The organism is Kitasatospora mediocidica KCTC 9733 (assembly GCF_000744225.1).
Lineage (GTDB): Bacteria > Actinomycetota > Actinomycetes > Streptomycetales > Streptomycetaceae > Kitasatospora > Kitasatospora mediocidica.
The window spans coordinates 939,657-954,863 of sequence record NZ_JQLN01000004.1; the positions used below are offsets into that span (position 1 = coordinate 939,657).

General features: G+C 73.1%; 12 protein-coding genes. 7 read left to right on the forward strand and 5 right to left on the reverse strand.

All coding sequences use genetic code 11. The features are described from left to right. Positions 1-2: 2 nt before the first annotated feature. Positions 3-626: an O-methyltransferase gene (locus tag BS80_RS11850; protein WP_035796259.1), complete on the forward strand. Its 624-nt coding sequence runs from the start codon at positions 3-5 to the stop codon at positions 624-626. On the opposite strand, the gene BS80_RS11855 is transcribed toward BS80_RS11850, so the two are convergent. The 4 genes from BS80_RS11855 to BS80_RS11870 all read right to left on the reverse strand — a co-directional run bounded on the left by BS80_RS11855 (position 599) and on the right by BS80_RS11870 (position 4,979). Continuing rightward, entirely contained in the window at positions 599-1,363 is a 765-nt protein-coding gene (locus BS80_RS11855) for a GNAT family N-acetyltransferase (RefSeq protein WP_035796261.1), read from the reverse strand. The two genes, BS80_RS11850 and BS80_RS11855, sit on opposite strands and share 28 nt — an antisense overlap. A gap of 116 nt (positions 1,364-1,479) precedes the next feature. Continuing rightward, the gene (locus tag BS80_RS11860) at positions 1,480-2,520 is read right to left on the reverse strand and encodes a S66 family peptidase (RefSeq protein ID WP_408607373.1); all 1,041 of its coding nucleotides are present in this window, start codon (positions 2,518-2,520) and stop codon (positions 1,480-1,482) included. Between the two features lie 120 nt (positions 2,521-2,640). Continuing rightward, positions 2,641-4,128 (reverse strand): MFS transporter, encoded by a 1,488-nt coding sequence (locus tag BS80_RS11865; RefSeq protein WP_035796267.1) that lies wholly within the window; start codon positions 4,126-4,128, stop codon positions 2,641-2,643. Positions 4,129-4,259: 131 nt separating this feature from the next. Next, positions 4,260-4,979 carry a TetR/AcrR family transcriptional regulator gene (locus BS80_RS11870; RefSeq protein WP_083974549.1) on the reverse strand — a complete coding sequence of 240 codons (720 nt, stop codon included), beginning with the start codon at positions 4,977-4,979 and terminating at the stop codon, positions 4,260-4,262. Between the two features lie 316 nt (positions 4,980-5,295). On the opposite strand from BS80_RS11870, the gene egtA reads away from it, so the two are divergent. The 6 genes from egtA to BS80_RS11900 all read left to right on the forward strand — a co-directional run bounded on the left by egtA (position 5,296) and on the right by BS80_RS11900 (position 11,400). After that, entirely contained in the window at positions 5,296-6,582 is a 1,287-nt protein-coding gene (gene egtA / locus BS80_RS11875) for an ergothioneine biosynthesis glutamate--cysteine ligase EgtA (protein WP_035796269.1), read from the forward strand. Further along, entirely contained in the window at positions 6,576-7,949 is a 1,374-nt protein-coding gene (gene egtB, locus BS80_RS11880) for an ergothioneine biosynthesis protein EgtB (protein ID WP_408607363.1), read from the forward strand. Before egtA ends, egtB begins: the two co-directional genes overlap by 7 nt. Next, positions 7,949-8,722 carry an ergothioneine biosynthesis protein EgtC gene (gene egtC / locus BS80_RS11885; protein ID WP_035796270.1) on the forward strand — a complete coding sequence of 258 codons (774 nt, stop codon included), beginning with the start codon at positions 7,949-7,951 and terminating at the stop codon, positions 8,720-8,722. The genes egtB and egtC overlap by 1 nt, the downstream gene beginning before the upstream one ends. Next, complete coding sequence (egtD, locus tag BS80_RS11890) at positions 8,719-9,696, forward strand: L-histidine N(alpha)-methyltransferase (protein ID WP_035796272.1); 978 nt, start codon at positions 8,719-8,721, stop codon at positions 9,694-9,696. The genes egtC and egtD overlap by 4 nt, the downstream gene beginning before the upstream one ends. A gap of 137 nt (positions 9,697-9,833) precedes the next feature. Next, entirely contained in the window at positions 9,834-10,451 is a 618-nt protein-coding gene (locus tag BS80_RS11895) for a TetR/AcrR family transcriptional regulator (protein WP_035796274.1), read from the forward strand. Between the two features lie 28 nt (positions 10,452-10,479). After that, positions 10,480-11,400, forward strand: a complete 921-nt coding sequence (locus BS80_RS11900; protein WP_035796278.1) for an AurF N-oxygenase family protein — start codon at positions 10,480-10,482, stop codon at positions 11,398-11,400. Positions 11,401-11,422: 22 nt separating this feature from the next. On the opposite strand, the gene BS80_RS11905 is transcribed toward BS80_RS11900, so the two are convergent. Further along, complete coding sequence (locus tag BS80_RS11905) at positions 11,423-14,290, reverse strand: helix-turn-helix transcriptional regulator (RefSeq protein ID WP_035796280.1); 2,868 nt, start codon at positions 14,288-14,290, stop codon at positions 11,423-11,425. Between the last annotated feature and the right edge of the window lie 917 nt (positions 14,291-15,207).

Consider the following 15,207-nt stretch of genomic DNA (forward strand, 5'->3'; position numbering starts at 1 on the left):
CGATGTCGACGCACGGCACCGCCGCGCACCACCGCCTGCCCGACCTGCCGCCGCTGGTGCGCCGCGCCCTGGAGGTGGCGCGGGCGCACGGCTTCGAACACTCCTGCCACCCCGAACAGGGCCTGCTGATCAGGGCGCTGGCCGGCGGGGCGGCGGGCCTGATCGGCGAGAGCGGAACCGGCTGCGGGGTCGGCCTGGCCTGGCTGGCGAGCGGCGCGGCGCCCGGGGTGCGGCTGGTCAGCGTCGAACGCGACCCGGCCAGGGCAGCGGTCGCCGCCGAGGTCTTCGCCGACCAGCCGCAGGTCCGGGTGCTCTGCGCGGACTGGACCGAGCTGTACGAGCACGGACCGTTCGACCTGCTGGTGCTGGACGGCGGCGGCCAGGGCAAGGGCATCGAGCCGCCCGCCGACCCGGCCCGGCTGCTCAGCCCCCAGGGCACCCTGGTGATGGACGACTTCACCCCCTCCCCCGGCTGGCCGCCGCTGCACGAGGGCCGCCCCGACACCGCCCGGCTGCACTGGCTGGAGCACCCCGCCCTGCGCGCCGTGGAGGTCCGGCTCGCGCCGGACCTCAGCTCGGTGGTGGCGACCCTGCGCGGTCAGGCCGGGTCGGCCAGGGACACGTAGAGCCGCGTTCCGTGCGGCCGGAACCCGACCCGCTCGTAGACCCGGCGCGAGCCCTCGCCGGAGTACTCGAGCCAGACGGATGCCGCCCCGCCGGCGAACATCGCCTCGGCGAGTGCCGCGGTGACGGCGGCGGCGACGCCCTGGCCGCGGAAGTCCGGGCGCGTCCCGACCCCGGCCAGCTCCGAGGTGCCGACGGCCGGCGCGGAGGTCATCGCCCCGCCCGCACACCTGCCGTCGGGGGAACGGACGAAGCGCACGGCGCCGCCCGTCTCGTGGGTACGGCGCAGCCGGGCCGCGCCCTCGGCAGAGGCGGGGAACTCGCCCGCGAACGCCTCGGCCAGGGCCTCGTCGATCGCCGTGAAGTCCTCGTCGGTGGACGGGATCTCCACGATCGGACGGCCCGGGCCGGGCTGCGGCACGGCCAGCGTGGCCGGGGTGCAGAGCAGGTACTCGTGCACCGCCTCGCGGGTGAAGCCGGCCTCGCGCAGCGCGGGCTCCACGGCGGGTGCGGCGTCGGGGGCGAACTCCAGGCGGGGCTTCAGCCCGCGGTCACGGAAGGCCGCGACCAGGGTGGCGACGTCCGCGGCGGTCGGCTCGGCGCCGGGCAGCGGCGTCGCGTAGTTGATGTACGGGCTGGTGGTACCGGGGTCGAACCCCACGACGAAGCCGGCGGTCTCGACGACCACGGGACGTCGGCGGAGGTTGGCGACGGCAAAGCTCTGGACGTCGGTGTCCACGGTGATGGTGACCTCACGTTGAAGACGGGGTGCGGCGCGCTCGGTGAGCTGCGCGTGCTGGTCGGACCGGCCGGAGGCCGGGGGCCGGGGTTCTGGGGTCGGGGGTCGCGCTGCCGTCAGTACTGCACGGTGATCCGGCGGGCCGGGCCGTCGACGCGGATCCGGCCGCCGCAGGGGATGACCAGCTGTGGGTCGGTGTGGCCGAAGTCGACGTCGAAGACGGCGACGGCGTCCGGGGCGTAGTCGGCCAGGGCGCGCAGCACCGCCTCGCGCTGGGCCGCCCGGTAGGCGGCCTTCTCCGGCGCGGCGTTCGGGTGCTCGAAGCTCCAGCCCTTCGCGCGGGCCATCAGGACGGCGGGGAACTGGCGCAGCAGGCCGCGCTCACCCATGTTGCGCAGGATCCGGTGGACCTCGTCGGCGCTCGGCAGCTCCTCCGAGGTCTCCAGGTAGAGCACCTGTCCCGCGTACTCCTCGACCGGGCGGATCTCGCGGTCGGCCATCAGCAGCCAGGAGAGGATCTCCAGGTTGCCGCCCCAGCCGAGGCCCTCGACGACCTTGTCGGCGTTGTGCCAGATCCAGCCCTCGGCGGGCTCCATCGCCGGCTCGGCCTCGAAGGTCGCCGGGTCGGACCAGTGGGCCTCGACGTCGCCGAAGTCCGCGGACGGCCGAAGCTCGTAGCTGCCGGAGTCGAACAGCGCCGCACGCAACGAGTCCGCGGTCAGCGGGTGCAGCGCGCCGGGACGGCCCAGCTGCACCATCACCGAGGCGCCGTGGTAGCTGACGATGCCCAGGTTGCGCAGGAAGAGCAGCAGGTTGGTGTTGTCGCTGTAGCCGAAGAACGGCTTCGGGTTGGCCCGGATCAACTCCCGGTCCAGCAGCGGCAGTACGGTGATCTGGTCGTCGCCGCCGATGGTGGCGATGACCGCCTTGATCTGCGGGTCCGCGAACGCCGCGTGGATGTCCGCCGCACGCTGCTGCGGGGTGGAGCCGAAGAGCCGGGTGGCCGGGTACTCGACCGGCACCAGGCCGAAGTCCTCGCGCAGCCGCCGCAGCCCCAGTTCGTAGGGCAGCGGGAGCCGGCCCGGGGTGCCCTGGGAGGGGGAGATCACGGCGACCCGGTCGCCGGGTCGTGGCTTGGGCGGGTGCGCGGGGGGCATCGTCATAGGGGTGATCGTACAAATTGCCGATCGGCCTCGACCAGCGCTTTTCCCCGCGACGAGAACGGCGCTGCCCCCTTCCGCGTGGAGGGGGCAGCGCCGTTCAGGACGGACCGGGCGTCAGTGCGCCATGGCCGGGACGAAGTCCTGCTTGTCCTCGTCCGAGGCGTCCGGGTTGTGGCCCATGTGACCGGCGTTCAGGAAGGTGAAGGCGATCAGCGAGGCGAGCGCCAGGATCCCGGCCGACCACCAGATCGCGGTGGCGAAGCCGTGCACCTGGACCTGCAGCATCGCGTTGGTCTTGCTGGTGACGTGCGTGGGGTGGTAGGCCTTCATCGCACTCGCGACCACCGTGCTGAGCAGCGCGGTGCCGATGGCGCCGCCGACCTGCTGCGAGGTGTTGACCATCGCGGAGGCGACACCGGCGTCCTGCGGCTGCACCTTGTAGGTCGCCAGGCTCATGGCGGGCATGAACGCGGTACCCATGCCGAGGCCCATCAGGACCAGGCCGGGCAGGATCAGCCAGTAGGACGAGTCGACCTTGATCTGGGTGAGGATCACCAGGCCGGAGGCCGCGACCAGGAAGCCGGGGCCCATCAGCCAGCGGGCCGGGACCCGGTTCATCAGGCGGGCACCGATCTGGGTGGAGCCGGTGATCATGCCGGCCACCATCGGCAGGAACGCCACACCGGTCTTGACCGGGGAGTAGCCGAGCACGTTCTGCAGGTAGTAGGTCAGGAAGAGGAAGAGGCCGAACATCCCGATGACCGCGAGGCCCAGCGAGAGGTAGACGCCACCGCGGTTGCGGTTGAGCACCACGCGCAGCGGCAGCAGCGGGCTCTTGACCCGGCTCTCGACCGCGACGAACGCGGCCAGCAGCACGGCGGCGGCGACGAACAGGCCGATCGTGGTCCCGGAGGTCCAGCTGTCCTCCTGGGCCTTGGTGAAGCCGTAGACCAGGGAGACCAGGCCGGTGGAGACCAGCAGCACGCCGGGGATGTCCAGCGGGTTGCGGTTGCGGGCTCCGCCGGGCTCGCGGATCACCATGACCGCGCCGATGACGGCGATGACGGCGAACGGGACGTTGACGAAGAGGGTCCAGCGCCAGTTGAGGTACTCGGTGAGCAGACCGCCGAGGATCAGGCCGATCGCACCGCCACCACCGGCGATGGCGCCGTAGATACCGAACGCCTTGGCGCGTTCGTTGGCCTCGGTGAACATCACCGAGAGCAGCGAGAGTGCGGCGGGCGCGAGCATCGCGCCGAACACGCCCTGCAGGGCGCGGGCGCCTATCAGCATGCTGATGTTGGCGGCGGCGCCACCGAGCGCCGAGGCGGCGGCGAAGCCGACCAGGCCGATGATGAACATCCGGCGCCGGCCCAGCAGGTCGGAGAGCCGCCCGCCGAACAGCAGCAGGCCGCCGAAGGCCAGCGCGTAGGCGGTGATGACCCACTGGCGGCTGGTGTCGGAGAAGGCGAGGTCACGCTGCGCGGACGGCAGGGCGATGTTGACGATGGTCGCGTCCAGCACCACCATCAGCTGGGCCAGGCCGATGAAGGCCAGGGCCTTCCAGCGCCTGGGATCGGGCTGTGGAACGGTTTCAGACATGGGTTTACTCACCTAACGGTGCTGGTGGAGCCGGCGGTCGTGCTGGTGCGAAGCGTGACGGAACGAGAACGTCTGGGGGCGTCCGAGGACGTGCCGGGGTCGGGTCGGGCCGCGTCGGGCCGACCGGCCGGTCAGCCGTGAACGGGCGCGGGCTGGTTCCGCAGGTCTGCCAAAGTAGCGGCCCGGCCTGGGAGTTCGGATGGCGTGGGGGTCCGCAGACCGTCCAGGAACAGATGCAGGTGGCGGTGGACGAAGGAGCCGAGGTCGAGGCAGCCGGTGCCCGGCAGCGGACGGGTGAGCTGGGCGACCGCGACGAACAGGTCACCCGGACCGACGTCCGCACGCAGCTGGCCGGCCTGCCGGGCGCGCTGCATGAGCTGCTCGACCACCTCCTCCAGCCGGGCCCGGATCGCGTAGAGCTGCTCGTCCTGCTTGAGGTCCACGCCCGCGGTGAGCATGGTGCAGAGCGCGCCGATCCGCTCCTCGGCGGCGACGTGGACGAAGCGCTTGAGCGCCTCGAACGGTTCGGAGCCGTCCACCAGTCCCTGTTCCGCCTGGACCAGGATGCGGTCCATCACGGAGCGGGCGACCTCGCGGACCAGCGTCGTGCGGTCCGGGAAGTTCCGGTAGAGCGTGGCGTTCCCCACACCGGCCCGCTTGGCGATCTCGTCCAGCGGCGCCTCGGCGCCGCTCTCGGACAGGATCTCCCGGGCGGCGGCGAGAATCCGCTCCCGGTTGCGGGTGGCGTCCGCCCGGAGGCGGGGCGTCGTAGGCTTGGTGGCCGGTTCGGCCTGGGCGGCCTTCACGGCACACCCGGCCAGCACACTGCGGACAGCTTTGATGGCACTCATCACGACACTCCTTCCGGGATCGGTTCCGCGTCGTTTTCCGGGGACTGGTTCCCCACTTCGTCCTACTGTACGGCAAACGGGGAAAAGCTCCCCACATATTTCTGGGGCCCCCGTGACCCGCGTCACATCACCCGGTTGCCAGCGCTGACCAGCGGAGATCCACTTCCTACCCACGGGTATCCGGCAACGCCGTGTGGCCCGTCGCAAACTGGGCAGGAAGACCGGGTTGCTTCCTGGACCGAGGACGGTGGATCACGTGAAACCAGCACGGGCAGCCAGCCCGCCCCTGGACGCCGAGCCGCAGACGCCTCCGACGGTGACTGAGTTGACCCAGTCCGCCGCCGAGGCCTACGTCGCAAGCGTCTGTTTCAAGATAGGCCCGCCGCGCCGGGTGGGCGTCGAGCTGGAGTGGCTCATCCACGACTCCTGTCGCCCTGACGCCGCCCCCGAGCACAACCGCACACTCGCCGCGCTGGAAGCCCTGCGGCTGCCCCAGGAAGACCCGCTCCTCCCCCACGGCTCCCGGATCACCAGGGAGCCGGGCGGCCAGGTCGAGCTCAGCTCCCCGCCCGCCGACAGTCTCAGCGAGTGCCTCGACATCACCTCGCGCGACCTCTCCGCCCTGCGGGCCGCCTTCGCCGCCCAGGGCCTGACCCTCACCGGCTACGGCACCGAACCGCACGCGCGCGAGCGCCGGGTCCTGCTGCGCCAGCCCCGCTACCTGGCCATGGAGGAGTTCTTCGGCCGGGCCGGGCCGTGGGGCAAGATCATGATGACCAGCACCGCGTCCACCCAGGTCTGCCTGGACGCGGGCACCGACCAGGGCGGCGCGCACGGGTTCCGCGAGCGCTGGCTGCTCGCCCACCGGCTCGGCCCGGTGCTGGTCGCCGCGTTCGCCAACTCCCCGATGCTGGACGGCCGGCCGACCGGCTACCGGTCCACCCGGCAGGCCGTCTGGTCCCGGATGGACCCCAGCCGCACCCTGGCGCCGAGCGCGAACGGCGACCCTCGGGCCTCCTGGGCCCGCTACGTGCTGGACGCCGCCGTGCTCTGCGTGCGCCGCGCCGACGGCCGGCCGTGGAACGCCCCGGCCGGCCTGACCTTCCGCGACTGGCTGCGCCGCCCGGCCGGGCAGCGCCCGACGGTGGCCGACCTCGACTACCACATCACCACGCTGTTCCCGCCGGTGCGCCCGCACGGCTACCTCGAACTGCGCATGATCGACGCCCAGCCAGGCGACGGCTGGATGGTGACCACCGCGCTCACCACCGCGCTCTTCGAGGACCCGCGCGCTGCCGACGCCGCCCAGGAGGCGCTGGAACCCCTCGTCCGGGCCACCGAGGAGCCCGGACCGCGCGGCGCCGCCTGGAGCCGGGCGGCCACCCGGGCGGTGGACGATCCGGTGCTGCGAAGGGCCGCGCTGGCCTGCTTCGCGGCCGCCGACGCCGCACTGCCCGGTCTCGGTGCCAGCGAGCAACTGCGCAGCAAGGTAGCCGACTTCGTCGACCGCTACACCGCCCGGGGCCGCTGTCCCGCCGACGACCTGCTCGACCCGCCCGGCGCGGGCCTGCGCCCCGCGTCCCAGGAGGCAACGCCGTGCTGAACCCCGATCCCACCACGCTCACTGCGCTCCCCCTGCTCACCGACCTCAGCGACGAGCAGCTGCGGGAGACCATCGCCGGCGAACTGCTGGCCGCCCGGGAGCGCACCAGCGGCCTGACCGACTGTGTCGATGACGGCGAACTCACAGCCCAGCACTCCCCGTTGATGTCGCCACTGGTCTGGGACCTGGCGCACATCGGCAACCAGGAGGAGCTCTGGCTGCTGCGCAACGTCGGCGGACGCGACCCGATGCACCCCGAGATCGACCAGCTCTACGACGCCTTCGAGCACCCGCGCGCCGAACGGCCGAAGCTCCCGCTGCTGCCACCCGCCGAGGCCCGGGCCTACGCCCACGAGGTGCGCGGCCGGGTGCTCGACCTGCTGGCCGGCGTCGAGCTGGCCGGTCCGCCGCTGCTGCGGGCCGGTTTCGCCTTCGGTCTGATCGCCCAGCACGAACAGCAGCACGACGAAACCATGCTGATCACCCATCAGCTGCGGGCCGGCGCCGCCGCGATCGTGGCGCCCACCCCGCCGAGGCCGGCCCACGCCGACTGGCCGTCCGAAGTCGTGATCCCCGCAGGTCCGTTCACCATGGGAACGGACACCGAGCCATGGGCCCTGGACAACGAGCGGCCGGCGCACCAGGTGCAGCTGGCCGCCTTCGCCCTGGACACCACACCGGTGAGCAACGCGGCCTACCAGGTGTTCATCGAGGACGGCGGCTACCACGACCCGCGCTGGTGGACCCCGGCCGGCTGGCAGCACCGGATGGACGCCGGGCTCACCGCCCCGCTGTTCTGGTCGCGCGAGGACGGCCAGTGGCTGCGCCGCCGCTTCGGCCGCACCGAGCCGGTCCCGCCCGACGAGCCGGTCCTGCACGTCACCTGGTACGAGGCGGACGCCTACGCGCGCTGGGCCGGCCGCCGGCTGCCCACCGAGGCGGAGTGGGAGAAGGCCGCCCGGCACGACCCGGCCACCGGCCGCTCCCGCCGCTTCCCGTGGGGCGACGCCGCGCCCGGCCCCGAGCACGCCAACCTGGGCCAGCGCCACCTCCAGCCGGCCCCGGTCGGCAGCTACCCGCAGGGAGCCTCCCCGTACGGGGCACGGCAGTTGATCGGAGACGTCTGGGAGTGGACGTCCAGCGACTTCGCCCCCTACCCCGGCTTCAAGGCCTGGCCCTACCGCGAGTACTCCGAGGTGTTCTTCGCCGAGCCCGGCAAGCCCGCGCCGTACAAGGTGCTGCGCGGCGGCAGCTTCGCGGTCGCCCCGGTGGCCTGCCGCGGCACCTTCCGCAACTGGGACCACCCGGTACGGCGGCAGATCTTCGCCGGCTTCCGCACGGCCCGCGACCTCGGAGCCGACGCCTGATGTGCCGTCATCTCGCCTATCTGGGCGCACCCCTGCCGATCGCCGAACTGCTGCTGGAGCAGCCGTTCGGGCTGTACCGGCAGTCCTGGGCCCCCCGGTTGCAGCGCTACGGGACGGTCAACGCCGACGGCTTCGGGTTGGGCTGGTACGCCGACGGCGACCCGGTGCCGGCCCGCTACCGCCGGGCCGGGCCGATCTGGGCCGACGAGAACCTGCCCGACCTGGCCCGCGTGGTGCGCACCCGGGCCCTGCTGGCCGCCGTCCGCTCCGCGACGTCCGGCACGGCGCCGGGCGAGGCGGCCGCCGCGCCCTACGCGGACGGCAGTTGGCTCTTCAGCCACAACGGCGCGCTCAGCGGCTGGCCGGACGCGGTGGACCCGCTGGCCGCGCTGCTGCCGCCGGCCGAGCTGCTCTCGCTGGCCGCGCGCTGCGACTCCGCACTGGTCTGGGCGCTGCTCGCGCGCCGGCTGCGCACCGGGCAGCAGCCCGCGGCGGCGCTGTCCGCCACCGTCGCGGACGTCGCCCGGCACACCGAGGCACGCCTCAACCTGCTGATCACCAACGGCCATGTGATCGCCGCGACCACCTGGGGCGACACGCTCTTCCATCGCCTGGAGCGCGGCCGCTCGGTGCTGGTCGCCTCCGAGCCGAGCGACGACGGGCCGGGCTGGGTCCCGGTGCCCGACCGCTCGCTCCTGCTGGCCACCCCGGACGCGGTGACCGTCCGCCCGCTGGACCCCGCTGACCCGAACCGAGAGGACAACCCCCGATGACCGCCTTCGAGCTCACCCGGCTGCTGCCCGCCGACCACTTCGCCCGCGCCCTGCGCGAGGACGTCCGGGGCGGACTGACCGCGGACCCGAAGTGGCTTCCGCCGAAGTGGTTCTACGACAGCCGGGGCAGTGAACTCTTCGAGGAGATCACCCGGTTGCCCGAGTACTACCCGACCCGCGCCGAGCGGGCCATCCTGACCGCCCGGGCCGGCGAGATCGCCGCGGCCACCGCGGCCCGTACCGTCGTCGAGCTGGGTTCGGGCTCCTCGGAGAAGACCAGATTCCTGCTGGACGGGTTGCACGCGCTGGGCACCCTGGAGAGCTACGTCCCGGTGGACGTCAGCGAGAGCGCACTCCAGGAAGCTGGGGAGCAACTGGTCAAGGAGTACCCCGAGTTGAGTGTGCACGGGGTGGTCTCGGACTTCACCGCCAGCCTCGACCTGCCGCACGCGGTGAACTCCCCCAAGCTGGTGGCCTTCCTCGGCGGCACGCTGGGCAACCTGCTGCCCGCCGAACGCGCCGTCTTCCTGTCCGCACTGCGGGCCGAACTGGCCCCCGGCGACTCGCTGTTGCTCGGCACCGACCTGGTCAAGGACCCGGCCGTCCTGGTCGCCGCCTACGACGACTCGGCCGGGGTGACCGCGGAGTTCAACAAGAACGTGCTCACCGTGGTGAACCGCGAACTGGACGCCACCTTCGACCCGGAGGCCTTCGACCACGTCGCCCACTGGGACGCCGAGCAGGAGTGGATCGAGATGCGGCTGCGCTCCCGGGAGGACCAGAGCGTGAAGATCCCGGGACTCGACCTGGCGGTTCACTTCGCCGCGGGCGAGGAGCTGCGCACCGAGATCTCGGCGAAGTTCCGCCGCGAGCGGGTCGAGCGGGAGCTCAGCGCGGCCGGCTTCGCACTGACCCACTGGTGGACCGACCCCGAGGGCCGGTTCGGCCTCTCGCTGGCCCAGCCGATCGGCTGACCGACCCCTTCCCCGGCGGCGCCTGCGCACTTCGGTGCACAGGCGCCGCTGCCGTGCCCGGCACCGGTTCGGAGACAGCAGATCCTTATTGACACGGAGTCTTGCTGAAGCTCTGAATGCCTGCTTCACTTCTTGCCGTGGCCTACCGGAAAACGCCCGCCGTGCAAGCCCGGCTCGACGCACAGCGCGAGACCGTGCTCACCGCCGCGATCGAACTGCTCGCCGAACGCGGCTACGCCGCCTGCTCGGTGGCCGCCGTCGCGGAACGGGCGGGGATCGCGACCGGCAGCGTCTACCGGTCCTTCCGCAACAAGTCCGAACTGGTCGCCGAGCTGTTCCGGTCGGTGGTCGGGCGGGAGGTCGCGGCGGTGCGCGACGCGGCCGCGTTCGAGGGTGACCTGCACGCCCAGGTCGCCTCGGTGATCGGCACCTTCGCCGGACGGGCGCTCGGCGCGCCCCGGCTGGCGTACGCGCTGCTCGCCGAACCGGTGGACGCCGAGGTGGAGGCCGAACGCCTGGTCTTCCGCAGGGCGTTCCGCGACGTGATCGCCGCGCGGATCGCCGAGGGCGTGGCAGCCGGCCGGCTGCCCGCCCAGGACCCGGAGCTGACCGCCGCCCTGCTGGTCGGGGGCGTCGGCGAGGCGCTGGTCGGACCGCTGGCCGACGGCCGGGCACCCGCCGACCTGATCCCCGCTCTCATCTCCTTCGCCCTGCGCGCCCTGGGCGGCTCCCCCGCCGCCGCCTCCCCCAGCTGACGCCCGTCCCACCCGTAGGAGCAGCACCGTGCGAGACACCTCCCCCTCCAGCGCACCCGCCCTCACTCTGGAAGCCCGCGAGCAGAACGCCGAACGCCTGCTGCGCGTCTCCGCCAGGCACTCGCACGACCCGCTGACCGAGATCGACTGGGACGCCCCGATCGACCCCGACCAGTTCGCGATACCCCCGCACCGGGTCTCGCTCTACGGAACCCCCCTGTGGGACCGGCTGACCCCGCGCCGGCAGGCGCAGTTGAGCGTGCACGAGCTGGCCAGCGTCACCTCGGCGGGCATCTGGTTCGAGCTGATCCTGATGAACGGCCTGGTCCGGCACGTCTACGACAGCGACCTCACCACCCAGCACGCGCAGTACGCGCTGACCGAAGTGGCCGACGAGTGCCGGCACTCCACGATGTTCGCCCGGTACATCACCGCGACCGGCTACCCCTCGGCCCGTCCCAGCCGGCGGGCCCAGCGGCGCGGCAAGTTCCATCTGCTGCTCAACGACACCACGTTGACCTTCGCCGGTGCGATCTTCGTCGAGGAGTTCACCGACGCGATGCAGCGCGAGATGATCCGCGACGAGAGCCTGCAGCCGCTGGCCCGCTCGGTGGCCCGGATCCACGTGATCGAGGAGGCCCGCCACATCGGCTACGCCAAGCCGGAGTTGGAGCGCCGCTGGGCCAGGATGAGCCCGGCCCGGCGGGCGGTCTTCCGCCAGGTGCTGGGCGTCCTGGCGTACGAGGCGGTGAACGAGGCGATCAACCCGCGGGTCTACGCCCTCGCCGGCCTGGACCCGCGCGAGGCCCGCGCGGCGGCCGCACAGAACCCGAACTGGCGGGCCACCAAGGTCGACTGGGCCCGCAAGGCGGTCACCTTCTTCACCGACCTCGGCATCATCGACAGCCGCTCGCAGGCGATGTGGCGGCGCGCCTCGCTGCTGACCTGATTGCCCGTCAGGCCTGCGGGCCTCAGGCGATGCCGACCAGGGTGTTTCCGGAGAGCTTGGTCGGCAGGTCCCGGCGGCGCTTGACCTGGAGCTTGCGGTAGATCCGGGTGAGGTGCTGCTCCACCGTACTCACGGTGACGTAGAGCTGGGCCGCGATCTCGCGGTTGGTGTGCCCGTGGGCGGCGAGCAGCGCGACGCGTCCCTCGGCCTCGGTCAGCACCTCCGCGTCCTGGGGGAGGTCGCTGTCGCGGCTCGGCAGCGCCGGTTCGCCGTCCGCCTGACCGGGGATCAGTTGCTGGCAGAGCGGCTCGGCGCCACAGGACTTGGCCACGTGCCAGGCCTTGCGCACCAGCATCCGGGCCCGGTTGACGTCGCCCATCGCGCGGTGGCCACGCCCCAGCTCCCCGAGTGCGACCGCGAGTTGCAGCCGGTCTCCGCTGGTCTCCAGGATCTCGACGGCCTCCCGGAGCACCCGCAGCCGGGCCGGCGTCTCGCCGGTGCTGCCGATCACCCGCAGCAGCGCGCCGCGCTGGCGGCTGCGGGCCGGGCCGCGGCGGCGCAGCTCCTGCTCGGCCAGGCTCCTGGCCCGCTCCGGCTCCCCGAGTGCGAGCCAGGCCTCGGCGGCGTCGGCGCGCCACGGCACCAGGTCGGGGCTGTCCACCCCCCAGCGCTCCATCAGCTCCCCGCAGGCGAGGAAGTCGCCGAGCGCCGCGTGCAGCCGGCCGGTCGCCAGGTACCAGCGGCCGCGGGCCCGTCGGTAGTGCAGGCCCGGCAGGGTCTGGGCGAGGGTGTCCGGGACGGAGTGCTCCAGCAGGCTCATCGCCTCGTCGTAGCGCCCCATCCCGGTGCAGGCCTGGAGCAGCACGGCCAGCGGGAGCGCGATCGCCACGCCCCAGCTCTGCGGGGACATCTGGGCCAGCGCCGCCCGGGCGTGCCGTTCGGCGCCGGCCAGGTCGCCCTGGCGCAGCGCGATCTCGGCCCGGACCACGGTCAGCAGCGCCTGCCAGGACGGCGCGTGGTGCCCGGAGCACTCGCCGAGCAGTCGCTCGCACCAGGAGAGGGCGAGGTCGAGCCGGTCGGTGTAGATCAGCGCCCAGAGGGCGAAGACCAGCGGGTGGATGGTGCTGTCGCTGAGGTGGTAACGCTGCAGCACCCGGGCCGCCTCGGCGACGGCCGCCTGCGGGTCACCATCGGGGCTCAGCGCGGCGGCGACGGCCGAGGCCGCCTGCAGGTGGGCGTCGTCCGCGGTCGGGGCGGGCGGCTCGACGGCGGACGGGCGGCCGTCGGCGCGCGGCAGCCGGGCCGGGCCCGCGGCCGGGACCTCGGCGGTGGCGGGGAAGCGGGCGCCCAGCGGCGGGCTGAAGACGGTCAGCCAGCGGCGGGCGGCGGTGAGCGCGGCCACGTCACCGGGGTCGGTCCACTCGCCGGAGCGCGCGAGTTCGTCGACGACGTCGGCCGCCCGGTCCAGCTGGCCCGCCCAGGCCAGGTAGGCGACGGACATCGCCAGGTCGCGGTGCGAGAGCCGGCCGGTGCCCATCTCGGCGGTCAGCTGCGAGAGGTGGCCGTCGACGGCGGCCGGGGTGGTGCGCCAGACGACGCTCACCAGCCGGGCCTTGATGGCGGCGCGGGTGCGGCCGTCGGTGCAGGTCCGGTAGGCGAGTTCCAGGCAGTGCCGGGCCATCTCCATGTCGTCGTCGACCAGGGCGTACTCGGCCGCCTCCTGGAGCACCGGGACGGTCCAGGGACCGCCGGTCTCGCGGCCGGCGACCAGGTGACGGGCGACCTCGGGGGCGGCGGCGCCGTCACTGTGCAGCAGCTGCGCGGCCCGGCGGTGCAGGTCGGCCAGCATCGCCGCCGGGGTCGCGTCGAGCACCACCGTCCGGGCGGCCGGGTCGCGGTAGAGGCCGTCGTCGAGCAGCGCGGCCAGGCCCAGGTCCTGCACGGCCCGGGTCGCCGCCATGGGGCGGATGTCCAGCAGCCGGCCGAGCAGCACCGGGGAGACGCTCTCGCCAAGCACGGCGGTGGCGCGGGCGACGTCCAGCGTCTCGGACTCGCCGCGGTGCAGGCAGTCCAGCACGGCCTGGGTGTAGCTGTCGGAGCGGACCAGGTGCGGGGGCAGGGCGCCGGCGCTCTGCGCGGCGGCCGCGGTGTCCTCGACCAGGGCGCGCACCAGCAGCGGGTTGCCGCCGGTGGCCTCGTACAGCTCGGCGCCCAGCCGGGCCACCGCCGGGAAGGGGCCCGGGTCGGCCGACGGCAGGTCAGCCGCCAGGCGGGTGGCCAGGATCCGGGCGGTTCCGGTCGCGGAGAGCATCCGCAGCCGGATCCGGGTGCAGTGCGGCTGGCGCTGGAGTTCGGCGTGGAAGTCGAGCTGGTCCTGCTGGAGCCGGGCGGAGCCGGTGAGCACCAACAGGATGCCGCTGTGCCGGATCCGGCGGGCCAGGTAGAGGAGGAACTGCAGCGAGGCCTCGTCGGCGCAGTGCACGTCGTCGACGGCGATCACCAGCGGCCGGTCCTTGGCGAGCCGGAGCAGGGCCGCCGAGAGCTGCAGCATCGCCCGTACCCGCGCCTGGCCGGCGCTGTCGGTGCCGGCGAGGTCGAGCAGGCGGACGGTCTCGGCGTGTGCGGCCGGGTCGAGCGGGGCGTTGTCCAGCACCTTGCGCAGCACGCCGAAGGGCAGTGCGCGTTCGGTGTGCGAGCCGGTGGCGTCCAGGAGCAGCGCCCCTTCGGCGACCGCCTGGTCGGTGAAGTCCACCAGGAGTGCGGTCTTGCCGCCGGCGACGGCCGCGCTGATCAGCGCGATCCGGCCCTTCCCGGCGATCGCGCTGGTGAGCAGCTCCTTCAGCACGGTCAGCTGACTCTCGCGCTCGACCAGTTCAGCCGACAAGGACATCCCCTCCGGTTCTCCTGCGGGGCACCCGGTGCCCGGCAGGCTCTCTCTGCGACATGTGTGGATCCGGCCCGCCAGACGGGCGAGCCTGTGCCGACGCGACGGAAGCGGGCAGGCCGAAGGACGGATCCGCGTGGATCCGCGCTCGCGGCTTTTCCCCGACGGCCGCTCAGGAAGACGTGGCCGCTTGCTGCTTCGGCCGTGCGGCCGGCGCCCTCGCAGCGGCGCCGTCGGTGGCACGGTGATCCGAGGCCCCGACGGTTGTCATGTTAGGCAGAGCGACCGAGGTAGGGGGTACCCCTAGATTGGGGTAGACCACCCGGGTACTTCGGGGTACGGGGCACCCGACCGCACAGTTCGAATACACCCAGCCGCGTAACCGCCGGGCCGGACCCCCTGAAATGGCTTTTCGGGGAAAGCCGGGCGCCTTCCGGGGGACCGCTCTTCACCGCCGGAAGATCAGCTGATCAACGCCAGACTAATGGTTGAGTAATCAACGAATGGCGCCCGCCCGGCAGTGGGAACCGTTGAGAATTCACCATCTCGTAAGAACTGCTCCGACACTTCTCGCGCCATTGTGTGCCAGCGGATCGGGGGCCGCCCGACTCCAGGACTGCCCGCCCGGCTGCCGGGCCATGCCGCAGATCTTGTGGAACTTCTGCGCACGGACACCCACCGAAGCGCCACCAAAAACCGGTCAGCGGACCGGTTCTGACTCTCGGGCAGGCCGTGTCCGCAGGTCTGCGGGTACGGCACAGCACGGCGCCTGCCGGGACCGGGTCCGCAGCAGCTCCGGGTTCGTCGTACCCAACCCCCGCGTGGCCAAACCCACATTTTCACCAAGCCGCCACCGAACCGCCCCCACCGGGCCGCCGCAGGGCACCGGCGCCACGCGCACCACCCCTGTCACCAGGGCGGGA

Excerpts from the sequence above, each read along its gene's own strand:
- BS80_RS11850 (WP_035796259.1), top strand. The coding sequence starts at position 3 with ATGTCGACGCACGGCACCGCCGCGCACCACCGCCTGCCCGACCTGCCG.
- BS80_RS11860 (WP_408607373.1), bottom strand. The coding sequence starts at position 2,520 with ATGCCCCCCGCGCACCCGCCCAAGCCACGACCCGGCGACCGGGTCGCC.
- BS80_RS11865 (WP_035796267.1), bottom strand. The coding sequence starts at position 4,128 with ATGTCTGAAACCGTTCCACAGCCCGATCCCAGGCGCTGGAAGGCCCTG.
- BS80_RS11870 (WP_083974549.1), bottom strand. The coding sequence starts at position 4,979 with ATGAGTGCCATCAAAGCTGTCCGCAGTGTGCTGGCCGGGTGTGCCGTG.
- egtC (WP_035796270.1), top strand. The coding sequence starts at position 7,949 with ATGTGCCGTCATCTCGCCTATCTGGGCGCACCCCTGCCGATCGCCGAA.
- egtD (WP_035796272.1), top strand. The coding sequence starts at position 8,719 with ATGACCGCCTTCGAGCTCACCCGGCTGCTGCCCGCCGACCACTTCGCC.
- BS80_RS11905 (WP_035796280.1), bottom strand. The coding sequence starts at position 14,290 with ATGTCCTTGTCGGCTGAACTGGTCGAGCGCGAGAGTCAGCTGACCGTG.